The sequence below is a fragment of the Exiguobacterium sp. s152 genome, from assembly GCF_018618335.1.
In the GTDB taxonomy this organism is placed as follows: domain Bacteria; phylum Bacillota; class Bacilli; order Exiguobacteriales; family Exiguobacteriaceae; genus Exiguobacterium; species Exiguobacterium chiriqhucha.
The window spans coordinates 65,939-77,927 of sequence record NZ_JACSLX010000005.1 but is presented as its reverse complement, the minus strand read 5'-3'; the positions used below and the strand labels follow the sequence as shown (position 1 = coordinate 77,927).

Annotated in this window: 9 protein-coding genes; 5 read left to right on the top strand and 4 right to left on the bottom strand. The window is 51.9% G+C overall.

The genetic code is table 11. The features are described from left to right. Nucleotides 1-2: 2 nt before the first annotated feature. Entirely contained in the window at nucleotides 3-581 is a 579-nt protein-coding gene (locus tag KNP72_RS10390) for a TetR/AcrR family transcriptional regulator (protein WP_214719828.1), read from the bottom strand. A gap of 127 nt (nucleotides 582-708) precedes the next feature. Here KNP72_RS10390 and KNP72_RS10385 point away from each other — a divergent pair, with 127 nt between their 5' ends. Continuing rightward, the gene (locus KNP72_RS10385; RefSeq protein WP_214719827.1) at nucleotides 709-1,491 is read left to right on the top strand and encodes an alpha/beta hydrolase; all 783 of its coding nucleotides are present in this window, start codon (nucleotides 709-711) and stop codon (nucleotides 1,489-1,491) included. A 42-nt stretch (nucleotides 1,492-1,533) separates the two neighbouring features. Here KNP72_RS10385 and KNP72_RS10380 read toward each other — a convergent pair whose 3' ends face one another. Then, complete coding sequence (locus KNP72_RS10380) at nucleotides 1,534-2,772, bottom strand: aminopeptidase (protein ID WP_200860057.1); 1,239 nt, start codon at nucleotides 2,770-2,772, stop codon at nucleotides 1,534-1,536. 113 nt (nucleotides 2,773-2,885) lie between these two features. Between KNP72_RS10380 and KNP72_RS10375 the strand changes: the two genes are divergently transcribed. The 3 genes from KNP72_RS10375 to KNP72_RS10365 all read left to right on the top strand — a co-directional run bounded on the left by KNP72_RS10375 (nucleotide 2,886) and on the right by KNP72_RS10365 (nucleotide 6,951). Beyond that, nucleotides 2,886-3,293, top strand: coding sequence for a YkvA family protein (locus KNP72_RS10375; protein WP_214719826.1), 408 nt, complete (start codon nucleotides 2,886-2,888; stop codon nucleotides 3,291-3,293). An 87-nt stretch (nucleotides 3,294-3,380) separates the two neighbouring features. Beyond that, nucleotides 3,381-4,247: a YitT family protein gene (locus KNP72_RS10370; protein ID WP_214833200.1), complete on the top strand. Its 867-nt coding sequence runs from the start codon at nucleotides 3,381-3,383 to the stop codon at nucleotides 4,245-4,247. A gap of 100 nt (nucleotides 4,248-4,347) precedes the next feature. Next, nucleotides 4,348-6,951, top strand: a complete 2,604-nt coding sequence (locus tag KNP72_RS10365; RefSeq protein WP_251128966.1) for a putative bifunctional diguanylate cyclase/phosphodiesterase — start codon at nucleotides 4,348-4,350, stop codon at nucleotides 6,949-6,951. Nucleotides 6,952-6,992: 41 nt separating this feature from the next. Here KNP72_RS10365 and KNP72_RS10360 read toward each other — a convergent pair whose 3' ends face one another. Beyond that, nucleotides 6,993-9,062: an alpha-amylase family protein gene (locus KNP72_RS10360; RefSeq protein ID WP_251128965.1), complete on the bottom strand. Its 2,070-nt coding sequence runs from the start codon at nucleotides 9,060-9,062 to the stop codon at nucleotides 6,993-6,995. A gap of 180 nt (nucleotides 9,063-9,242) precedes the next feature. On the opposite strand from KNP72_RS10360, the gene KNP72_RS10355 reads away from it, so the two are divergent. Beyond that, nucleotides 9,243-9,863 (top strand): CHASE3 domain-containing protein, encoded by a 621-nt coding sequence (locus tag KNP72_RS10355; protein WP_021065249.1) that lies wholly within the window; start codon nucleotides 9,243-9,245, stop codon nucleotides 9,861-9,863. Nucleotides 9,864-9,897: 34 nt separating this feature from the next. On the opposite strand, the gene KNP72_RS10350 is transcribed toward KNP72_RS10355, so the two are convergent. Continuing rightward, on the bottom strand, nucleotides 9,898-11,931 hold the full coding sequence (locus KNP72_RS10350; protein ID WP_214719824.1) for a heavy metal translocating P-type ATPase: 2,034 nt from the start codon (nucleotides 11,929-11,931) through the stop codon (nucleotides 9,898-9,900). Between the last annotated feature and the right edge of the window lie 58 nt (nucleotides 11,932-11,989).

The following is an 11,989-nucleotide window of genomic DNA, read 5'->3' as shown; positions in this document are numbered from 1 at the left end:
TTTCACGTCCATCCGACTCCTTTCTTATAGATGGTGAATGCGGCCTGTTGCCGCTTGACGCGATTCGTCTTGAGCGTGAAGAGTGAGATGAGCGCGCCGTCGAGAAAACAATAGTAGGCATCGTAAACGTCCTCGAGCGACTGTTCGGGTAACGCCCCTTGCTCCATCGCCAATCGAAACTGTTCTTTCTCAAACGCTTGCAAGTCCGTCTCGACCGACCCGAGCGTCGTCTCGATGAACGATCGCAATTCAGGCGGCGGGACGAGCAACATCCGCTTTGTCAGCATCCATGTCTCCTCTTCTTCAAAGAAGCGAATCAACGTCTCGACGATGGCCTCGATCCGTTCGAGCGGTGCCGCGCCCTCAGTGGCGTCCCGCGCTTCTCGCCAGACGCGATCGTAACGATCTGCCATGTCCTCGACGACTTGTTTGAACAATTGCTCTTTTCCTTCGATATGAGCGTATAACGATGCTTTCTTAATGCCGACGTCCTCGGCTAGTGCCGCTAATGATAGTCCTTCATACCCTTCAAGCGCAAAGCGCCGTCGTGCCGCGAGTTCAATCCGTTGTTTCGTGTTCATGCTCTGTCGTCCCCTTTCTTCTCTCATCACTTTACCTAACGAACGGTAGGTAGTCAAGTGTCGCGATTGTATTTCTCGTCCACACCCGGCAAACTAAAACCAGTTGACTGCGAAAGGAGCGCTTTATATGCTCGACCAATTCAGCTTCACCTTACCGACCGAGGCCATACGTGGCCGGAAGCGGATTGTCCGTGTCTATCGTCCCGACTTCGTGTCGGCTGACGAACGAATCCCGGTCCTCTATATGCACGACGGTCAAAACGTGTTCGACGGCAAGACCGCCACGATCGGCGAAGGTTGGTCAATCGACCGCCACATCGAGGACTTGCAATTGCCGCTCATGGTCGTCGCCATCGCGAGTGCCCCGGACTGGCTCGACCGCTACGATGAGTATTCGTTTTATGAAGACGAGATGCTATATCGCCGAATCGGACCAGAACTCGCCAAGACACGGCCCACGCTCGGCGGGAGAGGTCGGGCTTACGCCGACTGGCTCATGCAAGAGTTAAAGCCATGGATTGATGAACGCTACGCGACCGACCCGGACGACGTCGGCGTGATGGGCAGCTCGATGGGCGGGGTCATCTCGCTCTATATGATGACGGCCTATCCGTCCATCCGGCGCGTCGGCTCGCTCTCGACGGCCGCATGGGCCAATCTCGACTCACTCATTCGGGAAGTGAAGCAGGCCGATGTGACGGCGCGCCTCTATATGGACATCGGGACGAACGAGACGAGCGGACCGATCACGCCTGAGGATTACTTATATACGAACGCGCAACTCGTCGAGACGATCGCGCGAACAGGAATCGCCTTCCGCTATGAGGTCGAGCCCGGTGCCGTCCATAATGAAATCGCGTGGCGGCGACGGCTACCGAACGCTCTCGCCTTCCTCTATGAATTGACATGAAAAAAGAGACGAATTCCACGAAGGGATTCGTCTCTTGCTTGATTAGATGACCCAGTTGCCGTCACGCATGATGGCTTCGCGTGAACCGTCTTCGAGTTCGCCGTCGATGTTCATCTCGGCCGAGCCGATCATGAAGTCGACGTGTGTCATCGAGTCGTTCGCACCATTCTCGGCGAGCTCTTCGGCTGACATTTGTGGTCCGCCTTCGAGACATGTCGAGTAGGCGCGTCCGAGCGCCAAGTGACACGATGCGTTCTCGTCGAACAATGTGTTATAGAAAAGGAGACCCGAGTTCGAGATTGGTGAGTCGTCCGGCACCAGCGCGACTTCTCCGATGCGACGCGCCCCTTCATCGAGGTTCAACAACTCATCGAGTGCCTGTTGTCCTTGTTTCGCTTCCGCTTTCACGACTTTCCCGCCTTCGAACCAGAGCGTGAATCCATCGATCAAGTTGCCGCTATAGCTGAGCGGTTTCGTGCTCGAGACGTGTCCTTCGACCGAATCTTTATCGGCGAGCGTAAACACTTCTTCGGTCGGCATGTTGGCGATGAAATCGACACCGTCGATGTTCGGACCGCCGCCGCCAAGGAAGACGTGCTTCTTCGGCAAGCCGATCGTCAATTCCGTGCCCGGTGCTTTGTAATGGAGCTTCGTGTACTTCTTGTTCGTGAGTAACGTCGCGCGTTCACGGAGCGATGCGTCATGCGTATCCCACGCCGCGACGACATCCGGTTGGTCCATGCGCGTCGCTTCGAAAATCGCTTTCCAAAGGGCTGGTACGGCGTCTTCACGGTCTGGGAAGACTTTCTTCGCCCATGCTTCCGAAGCGCCAGCGACGATTGACCAGCTGACATTGTCGCTCATGACATATTTGCGCCATTTCGCGAGCGCTACGCCGGCAGCACGGTTCGAGTCCGCGATACGTGACGACTCGACGCCGTTCAGTGCGTCCGGGTCGTCGCTGACGATCGATAGGAACGCCGTCTTCTCTTCGGCCAATTGCTCAAAGCGTGCCTTGAGCCATTCCGGGTATTCTTTGAAGGCATCTGCTGGGGCGTTGAAGTAACGGACTTTCGTCGTCTCTTCGTCGCTCCAGTTCACATACACTTGTTTCGCGCCAGCCGCGTAAGCTGCTTTCACGATTTGACGGACGAGCGGTGCTTGGCTAATATCAGCTCGGACTTCAAGCTGTTGGCCCGGCTGAATGTTGACGCCTTTTTTGACGGCAAGCTCAGCGTAGCGGGCAAATTCTGCCTCAGTCGGCATGGTTACAGTAGACATATGTACAGTTCCTCCTTTTTCACTTATTTCTATTTTCTTAAATTTTCGGAAAAGTTGCAACCAAATCGCAAAAACGGGCATATTAGTAGATGAAGACAGAAGGAGGAATATACATGTCAGATTGGAAAACGACGTACACACACTTTTTAACAAGCGCGACCGAGGAATATACCAACAAAGAAAAATTGGGTGATCTCTTGGTCCAAGGTGAACTCGCTCTCGCTAAAGTGACAGTCGATGTCGCGTCAAGCGAGATTAGCAATATCGAACGGGAAGAAGAACTGACGCTCTACTTCCAAATGAAACAGTTGCTCAATATGTTGCGCGCCCTCTATAACGACCAGTTCGAGATGCAGGCGGACAAACAACACGCTCTTGTCGCTGCGATTCTATATTTCGTGTCCCCATTCGACGCGATTCCGGATGACGCTCCGCTCGGCTTATTCGATGACGCTCAAGTCATCGATTACGTTCATGAACAGCTCGCAAGTGATATCGACCGCTTCCATAATGAATTGTAATCATTCGACGCTTGAAATTCCGACATCGTCGGAGTACGCTTGAATGAGTTTATTTCAAAGGGGGCGTATGGCGCCTAGCCATTATCTATGTATGCAAAAACTAGAAAACGGATCGCCGTCGAGACGACCTTGTTCATCATCGCCGGAACGATTCTACAATCGATTTTTGTCGGTCTATTGCTCAAACCAAACGAAATCGGGTCCGGGGGTATCGTCGGAATCACGCTCATTATCAATGAACTGTTCGGCACGCCGATCGGGTTCAGCCAACTTCTATTAAATATCCCCCTTTTCATTATCGGGATTAAATATTTAGGCAAACGGTTCATTCTCATGACCGGACTCGTCGTCGTCTTATCATCCATTTTGATTGACACGTTGCCCGTACTCATCCCGCCGACACCGCTCGATGACCCACTCGTCGCCTCGGTGTTCAGTGGCATCGTCTCCGGACTCGGCCTCGCCCTGCTCTTGTTCGCAGGCGCTTCGACCGGCGGACTCGACATTCTCGGGAAAGTCATTTATACGAACAATCGGAACTTATCACTCCCGAAAATCTTTTTGACACAAGATATCATCGTCTATATCCTCGTGTTCATCACGTTCGACATTAAAGCCGTCATGTATGCGCTCGTGCTCAGTTTCGTCCGGTCGCGGACGTTGTTGACGATTCACCGGTTCTTCTCGGCGCAAAAGCAGTGTTTCATCATCTGTAAGAAAGCCGACGAAATCAACCTCGTCATCAAGCAAAACTTGAAACGCGGCGTCACGATTATGGACGCGACCGGCGGTTACTCGAACGACTCGAAGAAGATGTTGTATGTCGTCGTCCAGAATAACGAGATTCCAAAACTGCGTCAAATCGTCTCCGAGATTGATTCAGAAGCGTTCATCACCGTCTCTGAAATCGATTCGGTCGTCGGTAACTTCAAAGAACATTCGTATACACTTTAATCGACAGCAACTTGCTGTCGATTTTTTTGTGTAACAAACGCATGAACAATCCGATAATAATGGTGAGTCTCTTAGACATATACAGAAGGAGGTGCATGAGTTGACCAACCACTCGTTGCGCCAAACAGTCCCCGCTTTGCTCGTCGGGACCTTTTTTCTCGGACTTTTATTGATTCTGTTCACCCCTTACGCCTTGAGGGAGACGAGTTTGTTCGTCTATTTCACGGCGGTCACACTCATCGCGACCGTCTTTAGCGCGACGGCCGTGTTTCAAAATCACGGGATGCGACGCTACATACATTTACTGATTAGCGCCGGCAATGTCTGCTTCATCGCTTATTTGGTCGGACACCATTTTGGCGCATCGACAACAATCAACCATATGCCGTTCATTCAGAACTTTTTTTATTTGATTATGTCGCTGATTGCCATCACGCAATCGATTGAAATTCGGACATTGAAACTGCGAACGTTCGACATTTTCGCCTTGTTCAGCTTCCTGTTGATTGGGGCGTTGCATCTGTTCGTTTATTCGAACGACGGAGCACGTTATGCGGCTCATTTGAACGGGTTTGAAGAACAGATGGTGTTGATTAGTCTCTACATGATGCTCGGCTTCCTGTACTTGAATCGCATCACCTCGGTCGGCCAAACTTTCCGGGTGCTCTTGTTGATCGGCATTCTCGGCTTCACGACCGCTTCGATTTTGAACCAATTGCTCATCTTTAACGGCATCGGTCATGAGTTGCTGCACCTGCTTCAAGTGAGTAGCATTTTCATCATTTCCATCAGCTACGTGTTTGATGAATCGAGAGAAGATGCCCTCGTCTATGACTCCGTGTTCGACTACGTCGTCTATAGCGCAATCGTCATGCTGTTCATGATCGCCTCGGACCGTTTGCTCGGCACGTCTGTACTCGACTCGATGACGGCGAACGCAGTCTTGTTGCTGCTCATCCGTCAGTTCGTCGTCGCCAAACAAAATGCATTGATCAGTCACCGTTTACATACCGTCAATACTGACCTCGAAGTCGCGGTGACAACAAAGGCGCATGAACTTGAGGTCCGTGAACAACAGTATCGCTCGCTATTCGCCTATCATGCCGAACCGATTTTCTTGTTCGACCTCCATGGCGAAGTGTTGTCTGTGAACGAGGCCGGCAGCTCGGTGCTTGGTCATGATACGGAAACGTTGATCGGCTCCAACATTTTAGACATTATCGAACAAAAAGACCGGTCCGCCTATGCGACCGTGTTGCACGATTTAACGAACGGTCGCCCCCGGACGCTCGACGTCGATGTCGTCACCGAAGACGGGGCGAAACGGGTGTGGCAGTTGATGAACATTCCGATGATTATCGACGGCGAAGTCGAAGGCATCTATGCAATCGTCAAGGACATCACTCAAATGATCGTCCAACAAGAACAGATTTATTATCAAGCGAACCATGACAGTCTGACCGGGCTTCATAACCGCTACGCCCTGCAAGAACAGATTGAACGGCTGATCGCGGAAGGACGTCCGTTCTCGCTCATGTTCTCCGACCTCGACGGTTTTAAAGAAATTAACGACCAATTCGGCCATCATATGGGTGACGAGTTGTTGCAACATATCGGTAAACGTCTGCGGGGCGCCCTGTTGCCGAACGAGTGTGCGGGCCGGCTCGGTGGTGACGAATTCATCGTTGTCGCCGAGCATGACGACGATGAGATGCTCGTCGAACGGTTACGACGCTCCGTCTATCGTCCGCCGTACTTCATGGGCGGGACGCTCGTCGAGATTCACGCGTCCATCGGTATCGTCCGCTATCCTGAACACGGCTCGACGCTCAAGCATTTGCTGTCGAACGCCGACCTTGCCATGTATAAGGCGAAGGACAAAGGACGCAACGAGACCGTTTTGTTCGCTCCTGAATTGCGGGCCCACAAAGAAGAGCGCAAACTGTTGATGGAAGGGCTTGATACCGCCCTCGAGAAAGGCGAGATCTCGCTTTATCTTCAGCCTCAAGTTGACGCTTCGACGAAAGCCATCATCGGGGCCGAGGCGCTCATGCGTTGGCAACGAGACGGCGTCTTCATCCCGCCAAGCCAGTTCATCCCGATTGCCGAAGAGACGGGGCATATCCATGATCTCGGCCGCTGGATGATTCATGAGACGTTCCAATTGATGTACGCTTTCGAGCAAGGCGATATCGATTTACCAAAACTATCGGTCAACCTATCCGTTCGCCAACTGTTCGATGAGCACTTAATCGAATATTTGACGACGTTATTCGAACGGTTCCCAATCGAACCCGGCCGACTCAACTTCGAGTTGACCGAGACGGTCGCGGCGCATCAGTCCGATCGCGTGTTGACTCGGATTCTCGAGTTGAAGGCGCTTGGCATCAAACTGTCGATCGACGATTTCGGTACCGGCTACAGCTCGCTCGCCTACCTCGTCCGCTATCCGATTGATGAGTTGAAAATCCCGCGCGAGTTCACGATGCAACTCGAAGAAAACCGAGAGTATCAGACCGTCACCGCGACCATCGTCGCGATGGCCCGGCAACTCGGGATGGCGCTCGTCGCCGAAGGTGTCGAGACCGAGTATCAAGAGAATTTCTTACGAAAAATCGGCTGTGATTCGATGCAAGGCTATCGCTATGCGAAACCGATGCCGCTCGATGAATTTGTCATCTACTACATGAAGCAGACGATGTAACCAAAATGCCCCGAACCGGTAAACCGGTTCGGGGCATTTGCTTATTTCATCTCATAAATCTTTACTTCGCCTGGCTTCAAATCGACCCACAGGTCCCAATTCTCATCGAACGAATGCTCGGCGTACGGCCATGACGTCGGTGAGTACACCATCTCGGCGAAACGGCTCGCGTTCCAGTTACGGCGTCGCACCCCGTCGAGCAGGACTTTCCCTTGCAGCGGTTGGTACATATCCGTATTGGCCACGACGAGAAGCGTCTCGTTCGTATCCGGACGCAACCAAGCGAGGCCGATGAACGGCGCATCCATATGTGCCATGGCGAGCGGTTCGAAATGACTCGGGTTGACGAGGACGTCCAACCAACGACGACGCACCTCGGCCACTTGATGCATCAGTTCGATCATCTCGTCTCGCTCTGGATGATCCCAATGGAACTGGTACGCATCGAAGAAAGCAAGCTTTCCAAAGTACGGATCGGTCGGGAACAGTTGATACGCTTCTTCCGGTCGGCAGTCGAGCCCGGTGTTCATCGGCTGTGTCTCATACAGTTCGAGTCCAGAGTTCGTCATCGGGACGCCGTTCGGTACGAAGCCGTTCAAGACGGTGAGCAAGCGACTCGCCTGCCGTCCCCCATCTCGTGTCGCGATACGGCGCGTGTCTGCCGTTTCTCCGGCCGCAAACACCGGTAACGGTAAGAAGCGCGAGTCATATACGAACTGGTGCGTCTCATGTGTATCAAAACGTGGCTCTTTATAGAACCCGTACCCGATAATCATGTTATAGCCCGCTTCTTTCGCCGCCCACGCACCGATTTCAATTAATTCTTCAGCGATGAAGCTGAAGTTGGCGTCGAGTTCACGCGGTTGCTGTAGAATCCGTTGCGCTAAATCGACCGGCAAGGCGTGCCCCATGTCGATGCGAGCTCCATCAATCCCATATTCACGCTGATAGTGCGGAATGATGTCGGCGAGCATCGCCCAGAGCGGCTCGTTGATTTGATTGCCTCGGAATTGATTCGATTTGATCGAGTCGAACAAGATATAAGGTGCCAAGTTCGCTTCGCTCACGTAAGGCGTTGCCGCTGTCGGGTGGTCCAAGAACAGGCGAAAATACGTCACATCCGACCATGGCGGCTGCGGATCATTGATGCAATCGGAGAAGGCTGGAGCGGTCGTCAAGCCGAACTCGCGCTCGATGACGGTAAGCAAGTTCTCTTCTGGATGCTCGAGCAAGTACGCCCTCACCGTCTCCCACTTGTCCGCATCGACGAGATTCGGCGCCATCGAGAAGCGACGTAAGTGCGCCCAGACATCTTCTGACCCATAAATCATAGGCAAGAAAGCGTGCTCTGGTTTCACGTTCTCTCCAATCCCTGGTACGTGCGGCGGATGATAGTAATCGAGTTCGGTCACCGGAATCCAATAAAACCATTCCGGATTTTCGAGAATGAGTCGGTTGTCACGGGCACATGTACGCGGGATTACATCGATGACGACACGAATCCCCACCATGTGACATGCTTCGACGAACGCCGCGAACTCTTCTTCGACCGTCAAGCCGTCTCCGGTCAACGTCTCTTTCAGTTCCTCATCGATTCCGAAAAAATCTTGCACGGCATAAGGAGAACCAAATTCGCCTTTTTTGTTTTTATGACTGTGTTGCGAGATTGGCAATAAGAACAACGTGTCGATTCCCATGTAAAGGAGATGCGGAATCAACGCGAGCGTTTTGACGAACGTCCCCGTGTCTTTCATGCCGATCGAGTTCTCCATTTCGACATAGCCTGATCCATCATGATCCCATGATGTCGACGTCCGGACTTGCATCGAGTAGACCGATGCCCGCTTGATCCAATCGCCGCCAGTTTGCAAATATCCGTCCGCTTGGGCGACCGATTGATGGTAACCCCGTCCGTCGACCGCATGGGGAAGAATCGCTTTTTCAATCGTATCGATCAAGAAATCATATGGATTGACCCGTTCGACCCCATCACGTACAGGCTCTGAAGCGAATTGCAGCCGGTTCCATAACGTCGGAATCTCATAATGGACGTTCGTTCGTTTTTCTTTCAAGACTTGGTGCAACTTGATTAACGATGAGTTCTCTGGCATGTGTATTCTCCTTATGAATAAAATCGTTCCTCTATCATTGTAAACGATATCAAGAAACGCATTACTATATATTTATACCTTTAATATTTATACCTTTACCCGATTTTTTCCTTTTCCAAAAAAATATTTTGCGGTGAAATCAGGAAGTATTGTACGATGTTTACAGAAGGAGGGATGACCATGTCCCAACGAAAATGGCTGACCGTACTCATTTCGTTATCTGTCTTATCCATACTCGTTCTCGCTAGTTTCGCCTTCCAACTTCGCGACACGACAAGGCAAATCGAATCGATTCACGGTCAACGTCTCGACTCGTATGACGCTATCGAGGATATCATGTATTTCAACATCGAACGAGCCAACGCCATCCGTGGTCTTCTCGCCTATGAAGACCGGCGCTTTTTAGAATCGTATTACAGTATGTCCCAGCAAGCAGAAGAATTGAAAACATCCATTGCGAATGATCCCGGCACTCCGAGCTCACTCATCGATTTGCTCCATCGCGACGGGATTTGGGAGCAAGGGGCCGATCAAGTGCTCGTCCTCTATGAAAGGGGCGACATCGAAGCCGCGACTGACCTCGCTGAAACGATGACTGATCAACGTCAAACGATTCTCGAAGATTTACGAGCCTTAAAAAAGATGCAGTATGACGACATCCGCAAACAATTGATTGCGACCGAGAATCAAATCGATGTGCTGATGCAAGCGCTCACGTCCATCGCCATCCTCCTCAGCGCTGTGATTATCGTCATTTTATTTTTGATTTTCAAAACACGCAAAAAGAACCGACCTCAATGAGTCGGTTCCCAGCCTCGAGCATGCTCGAGGTTTTTTATTTGGCGTGAATCAATCGGGTGGCGTTCCCAATGGCGAGTAAGGCGACCCCGACATCGGCAAACACGGCTTCCCACATTGAGGCGAGTCCGAATACGCCGAGTAAGAGGAAGAGCGCCTTCATCCCGAACGCGAACGTGATGTTTTGCCAGACGATTCGTCGTGTCTTTTTGCTCAAATCAATCGCCGCCACAACATCGTGTGGGGCATCATTCATGAGAACAAGGTCAGCTGCTGCGACCGCAGTATCACTACCGACACCACCCATCACGAGTCCGACATCAGCACGCGCAAGCGCCGCCGCATCGTTCAAGCCATCACCGACAAAAGCGACCTTGCCGGTTGTTGCCAACCGCTCGACTTCCGTTACTTTTTGATGTGGAAGCAACTCGCTGTACACTTCATCGATGCCAATCGCTGAACCGACGGCATTCGCGACTTCTTGCCGATCACCCGTCAGCATGACTGTCCGATATCCGTATTGTTTCAACGCACGAATCGTCTGTTCCGCATCCGCCTTCACTTCGTCCCTCAACTCGATTCGTCCGAGCCAGCGATCATTTTTCACGACATGCACAATCGTCCCCGATGTCTCAGTCGGGATCGAGCAGCCCAATTTTTTCATATAGCGGGCACTACCGACGTAAATGCGGTGTTCACCGTCTATAGCCATCAGTCCGTAACCCGGCTCTTCTTGGATTGTTGCGAACGGCGCGACCGGACCGGCTTGCTCGACGATTGCTTTTGCAAGCGGATGCGTCGAAGCCATCTCGACACGAGACGCAAGTTGGAGCAACTCGTTCTTCGTCAATTCACCATTCGTCGCGATATCCGTCACTTCAAAACGTCCCGTCGTGAGCGTTCCGGTCTTATCAAAGATAACCGTCTCAACTTCGGCGAGGACGTCCAAATACTCGCCGCCTTTCACTAAAATGCCACGCCGCGAGCCAGCACCAATTCCACCGAAATAACCGAGCGGAATTGAGATCACTAAGGCACACGGACAACTAATGACGAGGAAGATTAAAGCCCGGTACACCCACTCCTCCAAATTTCCGACAAACAATGGCGGGACAAACGCGACCACAGCCGCTAAAACGACGACGATCGGCGTGTACACTTTAGCTAACCTTGTAATCATCTGTTCCGTCTTCGCCTTGTTCATGCTCGCCTGTTCAACGAGGGCAATCATCTTTTGAAGACTCGACTCCGCAGCCGGTCGCTCGACCCGAACTTCGAGCCGTCCTTCGAGGTTGATCATGCCGGCCAATACGTCTTCACCAGGCCCGACTTGGCGTGGCAACGACTCTCCTGTCAGAGAAGCCGTATCCAGTGAGCTGTCCCCTTGTAACACCTGACCATCCATCGGCACTTGTTCACCAGCCCGCACTATGATGACGGAGCCGACCGTTACGTCCTCAGGTCGTTTCTCAACTTCTCGCCCCTTAACAAGAACGCGTGCGCGTGTCGGTTTCAAATTCAATAGCGATTGAATCGACCGCCGTGAAGCGTGGACCGCTTTCGCTTGGAAATACTCACCGAGTTGATAAAACAGCATGACGGCGACCGCTTCCGGATACTCCGAAATCGCAATCGCACCGACCGTCGCAATCGTCATTAAAAATTTCTCATCAAACCATTCCCGATGCCATACGTTACGAAATGCGGCATAGACGACATCATAACCCGCAACCACGTAGGCGATTCCGTACACGACAAGCGAATCGGTATACAGACCGACGAGCAGAAATGCGAATGCAATCCCGAACCGCCATAACAAGCGACTCGACATCGGTACTTCCTCATCATCTTTCACAAAATGAGCACCCGGTTCAATTCGCGCCATCGACGCTTCGATAGCCCGTAGCGTCTCCGTATGATCTTTCGAATCATTCCATTCGATAATCATTCGACTTGTCGCAAAATCAATCTGACAAGCGGCGACACTGTCCTCTCCCGTCACACTCTTCTCGATTTTGGCGGCGCAGTTCGTACATGTAATCCCTTCGACGGGCAATACATCTCGTTTCATCGTTAATTTCGCCCCTTTTATATTCAAACGTTCATTTGAATATATCGTAACGCGATCG